We start from the raw sequence: 15,908 nt of genomic DNA, 5'->3' as shown, positions 1-15,908 counted from the left end.
TCGGTCAGTCCGCCACCAGGTCGTTCTGGGTGCCTGTGGGGTAGTCCACGAACGCGAACGCCGACCCGTCGGGCGCCCAGCTGGGGACGTTGATCGTGCCCTGCCCGCCATGCAGCGCCACCAGCGTCGTCGGCGCCTGCCAGGCGTCGACTGACACGAGCCGCAGCTCGACGGGGAGGTCGGCGGGGTGCCCGGTCGTGCCGGGCGGGTAGCTGAGGTACACGGCGACATCGCCGGTGGGCGCGACGTGCGGGAACCAGTTCACCCGCTCGTCGAAGGTGAGCTGCTCCAGCCCGGTCCCGTCCGACCGCACTCGGGCCAGCTGCGCGTGCCCTGGGGCGGTGGAGAACTGTTCGGTGTTGAACACGATCCACTCGCCCTCGGGCGTCCACTCGCACCCGTCCGCCGGGCCCGGGTCGGTGGTGACCGCGACGTCGTCCTGCCCGTCGAGCCCGACGGTATGGATGGTGGCCGACGCCCACCAGTTGTCGCCTTCCGGTTCCAGGCGCACGTAGCCGAGGCGCTGCCCGTCGGGGCTGACGCCGTGCAGGAAGTGCATCCCCCCGTCCTCGACAGTCACTCGGCGAGCCGCCCCGCCGGCGAGGGGGACCTCCCAGATGTGCCAGTCGTTCGCGGATGCGAACACCGTGACGCCATCGGGGGCGAGCACGTGGTCGTTGTTGACGGCGGGCAGGCCCCTCGCATGGATCTGACGTGGCGGGGCGGAACCGTCTGCGGGCAGGAGCCAGAGCTCACCGTCACCGTTGACGAGCAACTGCCCGTCCGCTGTCCAGTTCGGCGCCTCGTAGAGCCGATCGCGGGACTCGAACACGGTACGCACGGTGCGGGTCGCGCGGTCCCAGACGCGGATGCGCGCGGACTGACCAGGCCGCAGCACCCGCTGGGGGGTCTTCTCGTCGCTCACTTGCCGGCCTCCTCGGCGAGGTGAGCCCGGACCCCGGCGACGATGAGGTCATGATCCTCCATCGATGACAGGCCGGACGCGGTCGCGGCGGCGACGACCCCGACCCCGCGGACGCGGATGGGGAACGATCCGCCGGTGACCGCGTAGTCCGCACCCAGCCATCCGATCGCTGCCGGGTTCACACCGGCGGCGGACAGGCGAGCGTCGACCAGGGCGCTGCTGTTCTCCATGCGCAGCACCACCGCGGCCTTGCGGGCGATCCACACGTCCTGGTCAGGGGTGATGCCCGGCAGCGCGGCGCGGAACAGGATCAGACCGGGCCGGCGGATGTCGATGCCGACCTTGTGCCCGGCCTCCTGCGCGATCGCGGTGATGCGGGAGCCGAGCCGCCAGGCGTCGGCGTGGTCGAACGCGTCGAAAGCCAGCTCCTGTTCCTGCTGCTCCAGCGCGGTGATCAGATCCGTCATGGGTGGGCTCTCCCTCGGGTCGCGGATGGTTTCAGGACCCGGCGAGCTGGGCTCGGGCCTGGTCGATGGTGGCGATGATCGAGACAGTCTCCTCCAGCGGGTGCACGGGCGACTCGGTGCGGCCCTCGCCGACGAATCGGGCCAGGGCGGTCGCCTCCCAGGAGAGTGCGTCGAAGCCGCGCAGCCCGGTCGGGTCGCTCCACCGCAGCGTCGGCGAGAAGTGGCCGGCACCGGACAGGCTGAACGACGTCGGCGTGTAGAAGGGGCCGTCGACGCTGAGCGTCGCCTCGGTGCCGGCGATCGCTCCGGTCGTCGGGGTGCGCGTCTGGATGGACGAGTACAGCGTCGACAGCGCACCCCGCTCGTGGGTGAGCACGAGCGTCGAGTACGCGTCCACCCCGGTATCCGTCATCCCACCGACCGCGACAACCTGCGTGGGGGTGCCGAGGACCATCGAGGAGAACTGCACCGGGTAGACGCCCAGATCCAGCAGAGCCCCGCCACCCAGCTCGGGACGGTAGAGCCGGTGCTGCGGATCCGCGGTGATCGCCTGCCCGTGGTCGGCCAGCACCACCCGCACGTCCCCGAACACTCCGTCGGCGAGGAGCTTGCGGATCACCGAGGTCTGCGGCAGGTACCGGCTCCACATCGCCTCCATCACCAGCACGCCGGCAGCCCGCGCGGCCTCCGCGAGGGTGCGCGCCTCCGCCGCGGTGACGGTGATCGGCTTCTCGATGAGCACATGTTTACCCGCCGCGATCGCCGCCAGTCCAACCGCGAGATGCGCGCTCTGCGGGGTCGCCACGTAGACGACATCCACCTCCGGGTGACGCACGAGCTGCTCGGTGGAGCCCAGCACGTACTCGATTCCGTGCTCGGTCGCGAACGCCTGCGCCCGCTCGACCGAGCGCGACGACACCGCCACCAGCCGCTGCGCCGTGTGTGCGCGCAGAGCCTTCGCGAACTCGCCCGCGATCCAACCCGGCCCGACGATGCCCCATCGCAGCGACGGCTCACCGCTCTCGGGAAGGTAGAGGTCCGGGTCGGGCAGATGGGAAGGCAGCATGCCCACGCTCCAATTCACAGCACTATAGAAAAAGCAGTTAGCACGAGCTAACGTAAAGGCAACCTCAGATTAGCACGAGCTAAATCGGTCATGGTTGGCCGCGTCGCTGAGGGTTCCAGCCCGTCTCAAGGAGGCGTCGGTGGCTACAGATCTGCCGGCTCACCCGTCCACGACCCCGATCCCAGCGAAGCCGGTGAGTAACTGGTTTCTCGGCGTTCTCGGGCTCGCGCAGTTCGGGATCTTCGTGGCGATCCTCTCACCAGTGTTCGTCAGCATGCAGCTCAAAGCACAGGAGATGAACCCGGACGACCCCGCATCGGTGATCGGCACGGTCCTGCCCATCGGCGCACTCGGCGCGCTCATCGGCAACCCGGTCTTCGGAGCCCTCAGCGACGCGACGAAGACCAGATGGGGACGGCGCAAGCCGTGGCTCGCCGGCGGCATCATCGCACTTCTCGCCGGCCTGGCGGGGGTATCAGCCAGCACGAGCGTGCTGACGCTGACCCTCGCCTGGCTGGTGTGCCAGCTGGCCTCCAACGCCGCCTCGGCGGCCCTGATCGCGAGCTTCGCCGACAACGTCCCCGAAGCGCAACGAGGACGCGCCTCAAGCGTGTTCGCACTCGCTCAGAACGTGTCGATCCTCGCGGGCAGTTACGGCGCCGTCCTGCTCGTCCACAACCTGCCGGTCCTGTTCATCGTCCCCGGCATCATCGGTGTCGTCTGTGTCGCCGTCTACGTACTCGTCTCGCCGGATCGCATCCCCGAAACACCGCCCCGCCCGTTCTCGTTCGCGCGGATCATCGGCACATTTTGGACGAACCCAATCAAGCACCCCGACTTCGGGCTCGCGTGGTGGTCGAGGTTCCTGATCATCTTCGCCTCGATGCTGTTCGGCACCTACCGGCTTCTCTACATGCAGGGTCACCTCGGCCTCAAGGCGGAGGAGGCCGTCCCCGCGGTCGCGAACGGCGTGCTCTTCTACACGATCGCGCTCATGATCGGCACCGCCGTCTCCGGGTGGCTCTCGGACAGGCTGCGCCACCGGAAGATCTTCGTCGCCGGCTCCACCCTCGTGTTCGGCGTCGGCCTGGTCATGCTCGCCCTCGTGGACAGCGTCGGCGGGTTCTACCTGGCCGAGGTGGTCATGGGCCTCGCGTTCGGCATCTACGCCGCCGTCGACACCGCCCTCGTCGTCGATGTCCTTCCCGACGCCGACAATCCCGGCAAGGATCTCGGCGTCATCAACATCGCCAACTCCCTGCCGCAATCCCTCGCGCCCGCATGCGGGCTCTTCCTGCTCGGCATCGGCGGCGGCGACAACTACCCGGCGCTCCTGTGGGGCGCCGGGATCGTGTCGCTCGTCGGCGCGCTCGTCGTCATCCCCATCCGAGGCGTCCGCTAGCCGGCCGACCTGTACGCCCTGGGCCGGCCCGTGAATGCGCGCGGGCGTTCACGGGCCGGTCCGGGCCCTGCCCGTCGACTCCCGAACCACCAACCTCGTCGGCGTCGCGCTGACACGGCGCGGCCTGTCATGACCCTCCAGCCGATCCAGCACCGACGACAACGTCGCCTCGACCGTCGCCTCGACATCCTGATGCACGGACGTCAGCTGGTGATACGACAGCGATGCCACATAGCTGTCATCAAAACCGACTACCGAGATCTCGCCCGGCACATCGACGTTCGCCCGCGCGAACACCGCCAGCACACCTGCCGCACACTGGTCACCGCAGCACACCACAGCCGTCGGCCGGTGGCTTCGTCCCAGGATGTGCCGCGCGGCGGTGGCACCGTCTTCCTCGGAGAAGTCGCTCTCGAGCACCTCGGCGTGCTCCGCGAGCCCGACCGCGGCCATCGCACTCCGGTACGCCTCCGCACGAACACGGCCGACAATTCCACCTCGTCCGCCGACATAGGTGATCTCACGATGCCCGAGCTCCACGAGGTGCTCGACCGCCAGGCGAAGCCCCTCGATCTCATCGACATGGACGTTGTCGGCATCGGGCTCGTCCACCCATTCCCCGAGCCACACCACGGGCACAAGCTCGCGCGCATCCGCGAAGGCGCGCGAGGCCGGATCCGGATTGAACGCGACCAGCGCCTCGACCCGCTCCTCCATCAGCTCCGCGACCACCACGTCGGTCGGCCGATCCGACGTCGCCGGGCCCAGCACCAGCCCGAATCCGCGTTCCGCGGCACGAACGAACAAGCGCTCGACGAAGCGCACCTGGAACGGATTGCGCATCCAGAAAAGCGCACCGATCAGTCGCGTACGGTTCTGGCGCAGCAGCCGCGCCGACGCATTCGGCCGGTAGCCGAGCTCGTCAGCCGCGGCCAGGATCCGTTCTCTCGACTCTTCGCTCGGCCCCGGAACGCCCCTCAAAACGAGCGAGACCAACTGACGCGAAACCCCCAGATGGTCCGCGACATCTTTCATCGTCGGGAGCCGGCCTGTGCCCCTGCCCGCTCGACGTTTTTGCGCGCCACCCACACCGGTCGCCATAGCCCCAGTCTTGCACGTGCCAACTCGGCCGAGAGCGATCACAGCCTCGGGACGAGACCGGCCCGAATCCGGGCGCTCCGTCAAGGTTTCGGCGTTCCGTAAGGGTCGTGCGGCGTGTCGGCGTAGGCCCACTGATGATCACGGGCGTGCCGGCAGGCCACCTCCACGTCCCCGGCGCGCATGACGTCCAGCAACTCGCGGTGCTCGTCGGCGACCCGCTCGAGTTTCGGGCCGGTGACCATGAGAGCGATGGCGGTGCGCGCCTCGATCTGCAGCGCCTCCCAGGCACGGGTCAGCAGCACGTTGCCGCCGGCCTGCACGACGTGCCGGTGAAAGCGCGCGCTGGCCAGGCCGATGCCATGCACGTCGCTGTCGCGGGCACAGCGGTACATCTCTTCGACCGCCTCCCCCAGCCGGTCGAAGGGGAGGGTTCCGGCCAGCATGGCGAGCCGCGTCGCGGTCTCCTCGAGGGCCGCCCGTACGATGTACGCCTCGCGGATCGTCTGCTCGGCGAAGGGAAGCACCCGGCTGCCGTGACGAGGTCGGCCGTCGATGAGGCCGAGGCCCTCAAGCTGCCGAAGCGCCTCCCGGACCGGGGCCTGACTCGTTCCGAACTCAATGGCGATCTTCGTCTCGATGAGCCGGTCGCCCTCGCCGAGCTCGCCGGAGACGATCCGTTGCAGCAGACCGTCGCGGATCTGCCGGCTCAGCGTCGGTCGCGCGGAGCGTGGGCTCCCCGTGGGTTCCGACAACGAACCTCCTGACGTAGAGGGCCCTTGACTCTTCGATCATGCCACGTAAGTTAATTATCGATATCGATAACTGGAGTGCACATGCTGACCTCCGTTCAGACACCCGAGAGTCCCGAAGCGGCTCGTGCGGCGCTTCGGGCCGGGGCCGTGCCCCTCGGCGGCGGCACCTACCTGCTGGCCCGCCTGGACGAACAGGCCGGCCGCGACCTGCGGCTGGTCAGCCTGCGCAGGGCGGGACTGTCCGGCATCGACGTCGAAGGCGACACGGTGACCCTGGGCGCGGCCACCACTCTCGCCGACATCGAGGACGACGATCGGCTGAGCTACCTGTCCGGCTGTGTGCGGTCGATCGCCGCACCGCAGGTCCGCAGCCTCGCCACCGTGGCCGGCAACCTTTTCGTGCCGCAACCGTACGGCGACCTGGCGGCGGCTCTCCTGGCCCTGGACGCGGAGCTGGACGTGCTCGGCGCCGACGGCGCCCGCCGCGAGCCGCTCGAGCGGGTCGTCACCGGCGGCCTGCGGGCGGGCGACCTGGTGACCCGCGTCCGGTTCACCGCTCCGGCCAAGGACGCGTTCCGGTTCTACAAGGCGAGCCGGCGGCGGCTCAACTCGGGATCCATCGTGACGGTGGCGGCCCGGATCACGGTCGAGGACGGCCTGGTCGGCGACATCCGTCTCGTGCTCGGCGGCCTGGCGCGGCGCCTGGTACGCGCGGCCGGCGCCGAGCGCGTTCTGCTGGGCGCGCCGCTGAACGCCCAGGTCGTCGCCCAGGCAGCCGGAGCCGACGTCATCGAGCCGTTCGACGACGCCTACGCCTCCGCCTGGTACCGCGCTCGGGTCTACCCCGTCCACCTGCGTCGCGCCCTGCTGGGGGCCTGAAAGGGGATCGCATGCCCTCGACAATCGTCACGCTCAAGGTGAACGGCACCGAGCGGGAGCTGATCGCCCGGCCGTCGACGACGCTGCTCAGCGCGCTGCGCGACACATTGGGACTGATGGGGGCCAAGCGCGGCTGCGCGCAAGGAGGCTGCGGCAGCTGCACGGTGCTGCTGGACGGCCGGCCCGTGGTCTCGTGCCTGATCCCCGTCGTGACGATCGACGGCTCTGCCGTGGAGACGATCGAGGGCCTGGCCGAGGGCGACCGGCTCGACGACGTACAGCAGGCGTTCGTCGACCTCTTCGCGACGCAATGCGGGTTCTGCACCCCTGGGATGATCATGTCCGCCACGGCCCTGCTCAACCGGAGGCCGGATCCGACCCGCCAGGAGGTCACCGAGGCGATCTGCGGGAACGTCTGCCGCTGCACGGGATACGAGCCGATCATCGCCGCCGTCCTCGCCGCCGCGCGACGCCGTCGCGGCGCCCCGCTCACGAACGCGGAGGCCGAAGTCTGATGGCACGCCTCACCCCGATCGACACCGCGTACTTCAAGGGCGGACGTACGGACGACTTCGCCGTCATCGGCACCGCCGTCCCGCGCTCGGACGCCCGCGCTCACGTCACCGGCCGCACGGTCTTCTTCGAGGACATGACGTTGCCGGAGATGACGCACGTCAAGATCCACCGGTCCACGCGACACCACGCCCTCATCAACCGGGTCGACGTCTCCGGCGCCCTCGCGGTCCCGGGCGTGCTCCGGGTCATCACCCACCAAGACGTGCCGAACAACTGGTACACCGTGCTGCGCCTGATCGGCGTGGGACCTGACGACGAGCCGGTGCTGGCCGAGGATCGGGTCCTCTACCGCGGCGAGCCGATCGTCGCCGTCGTCGCCGAGACCGAGGACGCCGCCCGCGAGGGCGCGGCCCGGGTCACGGTCGACTACACCGACCTGCCCGCCGTCCTCGACGTCGAGGAGGCGCTGGCCGACGGCGCCCCGATCATCAAACAGGCGGGCACCAACCACTTCGTGTACGAGGGACATCACTGCCGCCGGATCCGCTTCGGCGACGTCGAGCGAGGCTTCGCCGAGGCGGACCGCATCATCGAGGGCCGCTACAGCTCCTCCCCCATCGAACACGCGCCGACCGAGCCGACCGGCTGCATCGTCGTCCCCCAGGGCGACGGCCGGCTGCGCATCCACACCAACACCCAGGCCGCCTTCTTCACCCTCGACAACACCGCGCTCATTCTCGGCGTCCCGCCCACCAGCCTGCGCGTCGTCGGGGGCACCGTGGGAGGCGGCTTCGGCGGCAAGGTCGACGTCATCGTCGAGCCACTCGCGTGCGTCGCCGCCATGCTCACCGGCCGGCCGGCCAAGTACGTCTACAGCCGCGCCGAGGAGATGCAGGTGTCCTCCCCCCGCGCGGCCGAGCGCATCTCCATCAAGGACGGCGTCATGGACGACGGCCGGATCGTCGCCCGCAAGATCACGCTCTACGTGGACGCGGGCGCGTACTCCCGGCACAGTCCGTACGGCACCACGAAGGCGGCGGCGCACATGCCCGGCCCGTACACGATCCCTAATGTCCATGTCGACGCCTACTGCGTCTACACCAACCGCACGCCGTCCAGCGCCATGCGCGGGTTCGGCGTCACGATCGGCGACTTCGCGCTGGAGTCGCACATGGACCGCATCGCCCGGGAGCTGAACCTGGACCCGCTGCGGCTCCGGCTCAAGAACGCCTACCGGGACGGCGACATGAAAGCTCATCGCAAGATCGCGTCCGGCACGGCGCTGGTCGAGGTGATCCAGAGCGCCGCCGACCTGGTGGGGCACGACCTTCCGCCGGAGTACCGGGCGATGTCCTCGACCGAGCGACCGGAGGGCTGAGCGATGGCGTTACGGCACGGGCGCGGATACGCGGCGGTCAACTATCCGACCGGCATGAACCTCGGCGGCGACCCGTCGCAGGCACTCGTCCACGCCACCACGATGGGCGGATTCGTCGTCACGCTCTCCTCGGTGGATCTCGGCCAGGGACTGCGGACGGTCATCGCCCAATGCGCCGCCGAGACACTCGGCATCCCGATCGAGAACATCATCGTCGACACCGCCGACACCGACACCGGCCCGCACTGCATGGGAACGTTCGCCAGCCGCGGCACCCACCGCGTCGGCAACGCCGTGATCATGGCGGCGCGCGAGGCCAGGGAGGTCATGCTCCAGGTCGCCGCCGACGAACTGGAGGTCGACGCGGAGGACCTGGAGACCGACGGCACGGGCTTCGTCCGCCTCAAGGGATCGTCGGAAAAGAAGATCCACATCAGCGAGGTCGCGCTCGCCGCGCACTTCCGGCAGGGCCGGACCATCTCCGGCCGGGGCATCTACCTCAAGGAGCCGAGCTCCCCGGTGCCGGAGACCGGCGAGATGGACCCGGACTCCTGCCAGGCGCACGCGTGCACGGTGGCCGAGGTGGCGGTCGACGACGAGACCGGCGTGATCGAGGTGCTGCGGCTCTACAACACCTACGAGATCGGCCGGGCGCTCAACCCGGCCCTCGCGACGCAGCAGGTCGAGGGCGGTGCCTGGATGGGCCTGTCGCACGCGTTGTTCGAATCGACCGAACCGTACTATCCGCACTCGCGCGAGCACGGCCCGGTCGATTTCACGGAATACCTGATGCCGGGGCCGGCCGACATCCCGGCGCAGACGAGCCTGTTCCTCGAACGGCCCGCAGACAACGGGCCGTTCGGGGCCAAGGGGATCGGCGAGATGACGGCGAACGCGCCGATCCCCGCGATCGCCAACGCCGTGTACGACGCGATCGGCGTACGGCTGACGAGCATGCCCTTCACCCCCGAGAAGGTGCTGCGCGGACTCGACGAGCTGCGGGCCGGCCGTGCTGGTTGATCAGGACGCTCTGGACCGGCGGCTGGGCGCGGAGGGCTACCTCGCCGACGAGGGTCTGCTCACCGCCCTCCACCTGGCAGGCACGCTAGGGCTCCCTCTGCTGCTGGAGGGCGAGCCGGGGGTCGGCAAGACCGAGGTCGCGAACGTCCTGGCCCGGATCCTCGGCCGCGAGCTGATCCGGCTGCAGTGCTACGAAGGACTGGACGCCTCCCAGGCCCTGTACGAGTGGGACTACCCCAAACAGTTGCTGTCCCTGCGGGCCGCCGAGGTGGAGGGGCGCGGCGTCGGCGACCTGTACCGCGAGGAGTTCCTGCTGCAGCGCCCGTTACTGCGGTCGCTGCGGGCGGCGTCCGGCGCGGTGCTGCTGATCGACGAGATCGACCGGGCGGACAGTGAGTTCGAGGCCTTCCTGCTGGAGTTCCTCGGCGACTTCCAGATCACCATCCCGGAGATCGGCACCATCACGGCGGAGAGCGTCCCGTTCGTCGTCCTCACCTCGAACCGGACCCGCGAACTGCACGACGCGCTCAAGCGCCGGTGCCTCTACCACTGGATCCCCTTTCCCGACGCCGAACGGGAGCGAGCGATCATCCGGGCGCAGGCGCCGGGCCTGGACGAGAGGAGCGCGGCCCGCCTCGTGGCCGCGGTGCACCGCATCCGCGGACTGGCTCTGCTGAAACGCCCGGGCATCGCCGAGTCGGTCTCCTGGGCCCGCGGCGTGCAGACGCTGACCCGCGAGGGTTCAAGCTGGCTGGAGGCGATGCGCCGGTCCGCGGGGCTGCTCGTCAAGCACGAGGAGGACCTCGCGCTCCTCGGCCGCCACACCGCGGAGGTGTTCGGTGACTGAGCAGTCCCTCCTTGTACGCATCGGCGATCATGTGCACGGGTTCCTGCGGGACCTGCACGATCGGGGCCTGCCCGTACCGGTGCCCAAGCAGCGGGTCTTCCTTCAGGCGATCGAGGCCGTCGGCCCGCGCGACGCCATGCACCTCTACTGGATCGGGGTGGCCACGCTCACCACCTCCCACGAAGACCTGGAGGTGTACTCCCCCACGTTCGAGCACTGGTTCGGGGAGGTTACGGCACGGCGCATCCCCGATGAGGAGTCCCCCGACGACGAGGCCCCCGCGTCGGGCGGGAAGGGGGACGAGGCTCCTCTCACGGCGATGTTCGGCGGGGAGGCGGGCCTGAAGGCCGGCTCCTCGGAGCGCGAGAGACGCCCGGTGTTCGGCCCGGCGAGCGAGGACGACCGGGCAGTGCTCTCGCTGCTGCGGCGGGAACTACCCGCAGCGGTGCCGACGATCCGGTCGCGACGCCGGCGGCCCGCCCGGCGAGGTCCGTGGATCGACGTCGCCAGGATCTGCCGTGAGTCCAGGCGCAGCCACGGGGAGATCGTGACGTTGCGCCGGCGCAACCGTCCGCGGCGGCAGCGCCGGGTGCTGCTGCTCATCGACGTGTCCGGGTCGATGAAGCAGCACAGCGCCCACTACCTCCGCTTCGCCCACGCCGTGGTCGGCCGGCTCGATCGGGTCGAGGTGTTCACCTTCGGCACCCGGCTGACCCGCGTCACCGAGCTACTGCGCGCACGGCAGGTCGACGCGGCCGTCGGCTCGTTGAGCGACGTCGTCCTGGACGCCGAGGGCGGGACGCGGATCGGCGCCTCGCTCCAGGAGTTCCTCGCCAACGCCCGGCATGTCACCGTGGCGCGCGGCGCCCTGACAATCGTGCTCTCCGACGGCCTGGAACGCGGCGACTGCCGGCCCATGCAGGCGGCCGTACGACGGTTGTCGCTGCTGAGCCACCGGTTGCTGTGGTGGTCGCCGCTCGCCTGCGACCCGGCGTACCGGCCGGTCACCCGCGGTATGTCGGCCGTGCTCGGCAGCGTGGACGCGCTCGCGGGCGTGCGCGACCTGCGTACGGCGTACGAGCAGGTACAGACCTTGACCAGGGAGTGATCGTCATGCCGGAGGCGACCCGCTACTCGGGCGACATCGTCGACTCGCACCACCACATCTGGCGGGCCGGGGACCTGCCCTGGCTGTCCGGACCGATGGTGCCGCGGATCTTCGGCCCGTACGAGCCGATCAGGCGGGACTACCTGATCGAGGAGTACATCGCCGACGCCACGGCTTCAGGCATCCGCGAGTCGGTCTACGTGCAGACGAACTGGCCGCTCGACCGGGTTGTGGACGAGGTGCGCTGGCTTCACGAGGTTCATCAGGAGACGGGCCGGCCGATGGCCGTCATCGGAGCGGCCGACATGTTCGACGAGAGCGCTCCGGACACCATGCGACGACAGGCCGCGCTCACGCCGCTGATCCGGGGGATCCGTCAGCAACTGCACTGGCACGAGCGCCCGGAGTTCCGGTTCGCCAGTGCGCCCGACTGTATGAAGGATCCGGTCTTCCGTAAGAACATCGGCGCGCTCGCCGACCACGGCTGGCTGTTCGAGCTGCAGGTCTTTCCCGAACAGATGCCGGATGCGGCCGAGCTGGCGGCGGCCTTCCCCGACGTCACCTTCGTCCTCGTGCACGCGGGCATGCTCATCGGGCTCGAATACCTCGAATCGTGGCGGGCCGGGATGGCCACGCTGGCCGAGCGGCAGAACATCGTCGTCAAGCTCACCGGGCAGGGCACCTTCGTCCACCGGCTGGATCCCGACCTCATCTCCTTCGTCGCGGACGAGGTGATCGGCTGGTTCGGCGCCGGCCGAGCCATGTTCGGCACCAACTTCCCGGTCGAGAAGATCTGGACCACGATGCCGCAGTTGGTCGGCGCGTGGAAGGACGTACTGGCCCACCTCTCGCTCGCCGACCAACGCGACATCTTCGCCGACAACGCACGACGGGTGTACGGGCTGGAGGGGTGACCTGGAACTGCTGGGACTCGGGCCGCGGGGCCCGGAGGGCTTGGACCGGATTGACGCTAAAAGGAGTATCTCGGCATGGCACTGTTCGTCCTGACCTACGGCTACAACGACACCCCGCTGAGGGCGGAGCGCCGCGAGGACCATCTCGCACACCTGAACAAGCTCTTCGAGCAGGGCAGCCTCGTCGCGGCCGGCCCGTACACGGACCTGACGGCCGGCATGATCGTCCTACAGGCCGAGGACGAGACCGCGGCGCAGGCGCTCGTCGATCAGGACCCGTACACACAGCTACAGGTCACCAAGGATCGCCGGCTGCGCGAGTGGCGCGTGACGGTCGGCTCGCTCAGCTCCGGCTAGAGTTCACCCCCCGTGGAGTGGCAGTCCTACCGGTGGTCGGGGGCGGTGGCGTAGCGTGCGGCGACCTCGGCCGCCTTGCGGGCCAGGGCCTGGCGGAGCTCGGCCGGGGCGAGGACTTCGGCGTCGGTGCCGAAGGCCAGGAGGACCTCGGCTGCGGCCACGGAGCGGAAGCGCAGGTCAATGTGCACCCGCTCCGGCTGGCTGTCGAGGTCGAGGGGTGGAGGCCCGGCCAGGTCGGCCTCGTGGATACGCAGGAATTTGGGCAGGATGTCCCGGTGGACGCTGACCGTGACGGGTAGCGGGGCGGGGATGTCGTCGATGTGGCGGCGCAGGCCGTCCCAAACGTCGGCTAGTTCGAGGCCGTCGCGGCGGCGTACGGGCTCGTCCAGGATGGCGGCGGACAGGGCCCGGTCGGTACGGAAGAGCGCGGGCTCGCCGCGGTGGTCGGCGACGAGGTACCAGACGCCGGCCTTGTTGACCAGGCCGTACGGGTCGAGGGTGTAGGAGCGGACGCGGTTGTCGCGGCCGTGCCGGTAGCGCAGGCGCAGCCGCCGGTCGTTGAAGACGGCCTGCTGGAGCACGGCCAGGTCGACGGCGGGGCCGGTGCCGGGGCGTGCCGGTGCGCCGCGCCAGCGCACGGGGTCGATGAGGATGCGGCGGCTGGCCAGGTCGGCGTCGGGCCGGTGCGGGGCGGGCAGGGCGGCCATCAGCTTGCGCAGCGCGGAGCCGAGGGCCTGGCCCAGCCCCAGCTCGGCGTGCGCCTGGCCGGACAGCAGCACGAACAGGGCGCGGGCCTCGTCGGTGGTCATGCCGGTGACGTTGGTGCGGTAGCCGGGCAGCAGGGCGATGCCGCCGTGGGGGCCGCGCACGGTGTAGACGGGCACGCCGCCGGCCGACAACGCCTCGATGTCGCGCATGACGGTGCGGACCGACACCTCCAGCCGCGCGGCCAGGTCACTGGCGGGCAACTGGCCGTGGGTCTGGAGCAGCAGCATGATCGACAGCAGGCGCTCGGATCTCATGCCATCAAAATTACCCAGGTATATGACAGCACCTGACATATACCTCGGTGAAGCTGCAGGCAGACGGGCCGCCTACAGGGGGCGGCTCCGAGCGTCCCCGTTTCGGCGGGGACACATGCACTGCGAAAGGAACTGCGCTGTGACCGCAACGAACGCGCTCGCCCAGAAGATCGCCGAGGACTTCGTCCGCGCGTGGACCAGCAAGGACGTCGACAAGGCCCTGAGCCTGCTCGCCGACGACGTCGTGTGCGAGGCCCCGACCGGCACGTTCGAGGGAGTGGAGGGCTACCGCGGCTTCGTCGAGCCGTTCGCGAACTCGCTCGTCGGCGCCACCGTCATCGACGTCCTGGGCGACGACACGAACGCGGCGACCGTCTACACCGTCGACACGCCGTTGCTGAAGGACTTCCGCGGCATCGACTACCTCACCGTCGAGAACGGCAAGATCACCCGCGTGATGAGCGTCTTCGACCTGCTCCCGATGGTTCGAGCCAGGGGCGACCTCCAGCACTGACCCGGCCCTGCGCCGGCGGGCCCGCATAGCAACAGCCTCGGTCAGGAGGCGCGGGCCTGCCAGGTGCTCGCCGGTCGTCGCGCCGGGCTTGTCCATGCGCCCGACGTGGCCGCTATCACCATGCATCATTCCAGACGAAAGCCATCTCACTATGATCACCATCACCGCGGCCACCGGCCGCCTCGGCCGTATCGTCATCGCAGAACTGCTGGAACGCGGTGTGCCGGCCGACGAGATCGTCGCCGCCGTACGCAACCCTGAGAACGCGGCTGACCTGGCCGAGCGCGGCGTGCAGGTCCGGCACGCCGACTATGACCAACCAGAGACGCTCGAAGCGGCCTTCGCCGACGCCGGCAAGCTCCTGCTGATTCCCTCCGCCCTCTACGGCCTGCGCTTCCCCCAGATGACGAACGCGGTGCGGGCCGCCGTCGCCGCCCGCGTCCCGCTGGTCGCCTACGCCGGCTTCGTCAACTCCGCCACCAGTACGCTGCGGCTGGCTGATGAGCACAAGCAGGTCGAGGCGAGCATCCGCGAGTCCGGTCTGCCGTACGTCTTCCTGCGCAACGGCGCCTACACCGAGCTGTACTGCGGGGAACTCGGGGACCTCGCCCCGGCGCTGGAGTTCGGCGTGCTGCTCGGCTCGGGCGGCAACGGCAAGATCTCCGGCGCCACCCGGCCCGACCTCGCGGCGGCCGCGGCAGCCGTCCTGACCGGCGACGGCCCGGTGAACACGGCCTACGAACTCGGGGGTGAGGCGTTCACCTTGACGGAGCTGGCCGCCGAGATCTCCGCCCAGTCCGGAAAGCCGCTCGTCTACCAGGACCTGCCGGTCGAGGAGTACGCCCGGGCGCTCGCCGGCCGGGGCGTGCCCAAGCCGTTCGCCGACCTGCTGGCCGACACCAGCTTCGCCATCAGCCGCGGTGACTGGTACACCGACAGCACCGACCTGCAGCAGCTCATCGGCCGCCCGCCCACCCCGCTCGCGAACGTCGTCACCGCCGCGCTCAAGGCCCTCTAAAAGGCGGGACCGCGCCCGATCAACCCTCAGGAGCATTTTTCACATGCGTAGGATTCAATACCACTACTACGGCGGCCCGGAGAGCATGCAGCTCGAAGAGTTCGAGCTGTCCTCGCCCCAGGCCGGTGAGGTAGCCGTCACGGTCAGGGCGGCTTCGGTGAACCCGATCGACTGGAAGCTTCGCCAGGGCCAGTTGAAGATGTTGACCGGCCGGTCCTTCCCTCGCGGGATGGGCTCGGACTTCGCCGGCGTGGTCCGCGCGGTCGGCCCGGGCGTCACGCTGTTCAAGTCGGGAGATGAGGTCTTCGGCATCGCGCGGCTGAAGGAGAGCGGCGCCTACGCAGAAGCGGTCGTCACCCGTGAGTCCTACCTCGCACACAAACCGGCCGAGCTGCTGTACGAGCAGGCGGCCGCTCTCGCGACCGCGGCCTTCATGGCCTGGGACGGGCTGGTCGAACGCGCCCGGCTCCGTCGCGGCCGGCGCGTCTTCGTCGGGTGCCACCGGAATACGGCAGAAACGGGCCGCGGCGGCGTAGCCGCTGTTCAGCGTCGAGCCAGCGCCTCGTACGCGGTGGAGCGACCGATCTTGAGCGTGCGGGCAGCCTCGGTGATCGAAACGCCG

At 69.8% G+C, this 15,908-nt stretch carries 18 protein-coding genes; 12 read left to right on the top strand and 6 right to left on the bottom strand.

What is annotated here, in order from left to right:
- Nucleotides 1–4: 4 nt before the first annotated feature.
- Genes ABZS69_RS60945 through ABZS69_RS60935 form a run of 3 tightly spaced genes read right to left on the bottom strand, consistent with a single transcriptional unit; the run spans nucleotide 5 to nucleotide 2,458 of the window.
- A complete protein-coding gene (locus ABZS69_RS60945; protein ID WP_355392240.1) occupies nucleotides 5–925 on the bottom strand; it encodes a hypothetical protein in 921 nt (306 codons plus the stop codon).
- Entirely contained in the window at nucleotides 922–1,392 is a 471-nt protein-coding gene (locus tag ABZS69_RS60940) for a heme-degrading domain-containing protein (RefSeq protein WP_355392238.1), read from the bottom strand. The genes ABZS69_RS60945 and ABZS69_RS60940 overlap by 4 nt, the downstream gene beginning before the upstream one ends.
- Nucleotides 1,393–1,423: 31 nt before the next feature.
- Nucleotides 1,424–2,458 (bottom strand): Gfo/Idh/MocA family oxidoreductase, encoded by a 1,035-nt coding sequence (locus ABZS69_RS60935; RefSeq protein ID WP_355392235.1) that lies wholly within the window; start codon nucleotides 2,456–2,458, stop codon nucleotides 1,424–1,426.
- A gap of 139 nt (nucleotides 2,459–2,597) precedes the next feature.
- On the opposite strand from ABZS69_RS60935, the gene ABZS69_RS60930 reads away from it, so the two are divergent.
- Complete coding sequence (locus ABZS69_RS60930; RefSeq protein ID WP_355392232.1) at nucleotides 2,598–3,860, top strand: MFS transporter; 1,263 nt, start codon at nucleotides 2,598–2,600, stop codon at nucleotides 3,858–3,860.
- A gap of 48 nt (nucleotides 3,861–3,908) precedes the next feature.
- Here the strand turns inward: ABZS69_RS60930 and ABZS69_RS60925 are convergent, their stop codons facing one another.
- On the bottom strand, nucleotides 3,909–4,895 hold the full coding sequence (locus ABZS69_RS60925) for a LacI family DNA-binding transcriptional regulator (protein WP_355392229.1): 987 nt from the start codon (nucleotides 4,893–4,895) through the stop codon (nucleotides 3,909–3,911).
- A gap of 146 nt (nucleotides 4,896–5,041) precedes the next feature.
- The gene (locus ABZS69_RS60920) at nucleotides 5,042–5,713 is read right to left on the bottom strand and encodes a GntR family transcriptional regulator (RefSeq protein ID WP_355392226.1); all 672 of its coding nucleotides are present in this window, start codon (nucleotides 5,711–5,713) and stop codon (nucleotides 5,042–5,044) included.
- An 81-nt stretch (nucleotides 5,714–5,794) separates the two neighbouring features.
- On the opposite strand from ABZS69_RS60920, the gene ABZS69_RS60915 reads away from it, so the two are divergent.
- From ABZS69_RS60915 to ABZS69_RS60880, 8 genes are all read left to right on the top strand, one after another.
- On the top strand, nucleotides 5,795–6,592 hold the full coding sequence (locus tag ABZS69_RS60915; RefSeq protein ID WP_355392223.1) for an FAD binding domain-containing protein: 798 nt from the start codon (nucleotides 5,795–5,797) through the stop codon (nucleotides 6,590–6,592).
- A gap of 11 nt (nucleotides 6,593–6,603) precedes the next feature.
- On the top strand, nucleotides 6,604–7,107 hold the full coding sequence (locus tag ABZS69_RS60910; protein ID WP_355392220.1) for a (2Fe-2S)-binding protein: 504 nt from the start codon (nucleotides 6,604–6,606) through the stop codon (nucleotides 7,105–7,107).
- Entirely contained in the window at nucleotides 7,107–8,486 is a 1,380-nt protein-coding gene (locus ABZS69_RS60905) for a molybdopterin cofactor-binding domain-containing protein (protein WP_355392217.1), read from the top strand. Before ABZS69_RS60910 ends, ABZS69_RS60905 begins: the two co-directional genes overlap by 1 nt.
- A gap of 3 nt (nucleotides 8,487–8,489) precedes the next feature.
- A complete protein-coding gene (locus ABZS69_RS60900; RefSeq protein ID WP_355392214.1) occupies nucleotides 8,490–9,506 on the top strand; it encodes a molybdopterin cofactor-binding domain-containing protein in 1,017 nt (338 codons plus the stop codon).
- The gene (locus ABZS69_RS60895) at nucleotides 9,496–10,353 is read left to right on the top strand and encodes a MoxR family ATPase (protein ID WP_355392211.1); all 858 of its coding nucleotides are present in this window, start codon (nucleotides 9,496–9,498) and stop codon (nucleotides 10,351–10,353) included. The genes ABZS69_RS60900 and ABZS69_RS60895 overlap by 11 nt, the downstream gene beginning before the upstream one ends.
- The gene (locus tag ABZS69_RS60890) at nucleotides 10,346–11,461 is read left to right on the top strand and encodes a VWA domain-containing protein (protein ID WP_355392208.1); all 1,116 of its coding nucleotides are present in this window, start codon (nucleotides 10,346–10,348) and stop codon (nucleotides 11,459–11,461) included. Before ABZS69_RS60895 ends, ABZS69_RS60890 begins: the two co-directional genes overlap by 8 nt.
- Before the next feature lie 5 nt (nucleotides 11,462–11,466).
- Nucleotides 11,467–12,375, top strand: a complete 909-nt coding sequence (locus ABZS69_RS60885; protein ID WP_355392205.1) for an amidohydrolase family protein — start codon at nucleotides 11,467–11,469, stop codon at nucleotides 12,373–12,375.
- A 75-nt stretch (nucleotides 12,376–12,450) separates the two neighbouring features.
- On the top strand, nucleotides 12,451–12,732 hold the full coding sequence (locus tag ABZS69_RS60880; RefSeq protein WP_355392202.1) for a YciI family protein: 282 nt from the start codon (nucleotides 12,451–12,453) through the stop codon (nucleotides 12,730–12,732).
- Between the two features lie 26 nt (nucleotides 12,733–12,758).
- Here ABZS69_RS60880 and ABZS69_RS60875 read toward each other — a convergent pair whose 3' ends face one another.
- Nucleotides 12,759–13,754, bottom strand: coding sequence for a YafY family protein (locus ABZS69_RS60875; protein ID WP_355392199.1), 996 nt, complete (start codon nucleotides 13,752–13,754; stop codon nucleotides 12,759–12,761).
- 139 nt (nucleotides 13,755–13,893) lie between these two features.
- On the opposite strand from ABZS69_RS60875, the gene ABZS69_RS60870 reads away from it, so the two are divergent.
- The 3 genes from ABZS69_RS60870 to ABZS69_RS60860 all read left to right on the top strand — a co-directional run.
- The gene (locus ABZS69_RS60870) at nucleotides 13,894–14,268 is read left to right on the top strand and encodes a nuclear transport factor 2 family protein (protein WP_355392196.1); all 375 of its coding nucleotides are present in this window, start codon (nucleotides 13,894–13,896) and stop codon (nucleotides 14,266–14,268) included.
- Nucleotides 14,269–14,419: 151 nt separating this feature from the next.
- Nucleotides 14,420–15,286, top strand: coding sequence for an NmrA family NAD(P)-binding protein (locus tag ABZS69_RS60865; RefSeq protein WP_355392193.1), 867 nt, complete (start codon nucleotides 14,420–14,422; stop codon nucleotides 15,284–15,286).
- Between the two features lie 43 nt (nucleotides 15,287–15,329).
- Nucleotides 15,330–15,908, top strand: a 579-nt coding sequence (locus tag ABZS69_RS60860; protein ID WP_355392190.1) for an alcohol dehydrogenase catalytic domain-containing protein, incomplete at its 3' end; no start/stop codon positions are given.

Origin of the sequence: Nonomuraea sp. NPDC005650 (assembly GCF_040605375.1) — a bacterium.
GTDB lineage: Bacteria > Actinomycetota > Actinomycetes > Streptosporangiales > Streptosporangiaceae > Nonomuraea.
Note: the sequence above shows the minus strand (reverse complement) of the source record. Positions and strands in the feature narration are given on the sequence as shown.

Bases quoted from the DNA above. Each gene is read 5' to 3' on its own strand.
- ABZS69_RS60940 (WP_355392238.1), bottom strand. From the start codon at position 1,392: ATGACGGATCTGATCACCGCGCTGGAGCAGCAGGAACAGGAGCTGGCT.
- ABZS69_RS60935 (WP_355392235.1), bottom strand. From the start codon at position 2,458: ATGCTGCCTTCCCATCTGCCCGACCCGGACCTCTACCTTCCCGAGAGC.
- ABZS69_RS60925 (WP_355392229.1), bottom strand. From the start codon at position 4,895: ATGAAAGATGTCGCGGACCATCTGGGGGTTTCGCGTCAGTTGGTCTCG.
- ABZS69_RS60915 (WP_355392223.1), top strand. From the start codon at position 5,795: ATGCTGACCTCCGTTCAGACACCCGAGAGTCCCGAAGCGGCTCGTGCG.
- ABZS69_RS60910 (WP_355392220.1), top strand. From the start codon at position 6,604: ATGCCCTCGACAATCGTCACGCTCAAGGTGAACGGCACCGAGCGGGAG.
- ABZS69_RS60905 (WP_355392217.1), top strand. From the start codon at position 7,107: ATGGCACGCCTCACCCCGATCGACACCGCGTACTTCAAGGGCGGACGT.
- ABZS69_RS60900 (WP_355392214.1), top strand. From the start codon at position 8,490: ATGGCGTTACGGCACGGGCGCGGATACGCGGCGGTCAACTATCCGACC.
- ABZS69_RS60885 (WP_355392205.1), top strand. From the start codon at position 11,467: ATGCCGGAGGCGACCCGCTACTCGGGCGACATCGTCGACTCGCACCAC.
- ABZS69_RS60880 (WP_355392202.1), top strand. From the start codon at position 12,451: ATGGCACTGTTCGTCCTGACCTACGGCTACAACGACACCCCGCTGAGG.
- ABZS69_RS60875 (WP_355392199.1), bottom strand. From the start codon at position 13,754: ATGAGATCCGAGCGCCTGCTGTCGATCATGCTGCTGCTCCAGACCCAC.
- ABZS69_RS60865 (WP_355392193.1), top strand. From the start codon at position 14,420: ATGATCACCATCACCGCGGCCACCGGCCGCCTCGGCCGTATCGTCATC.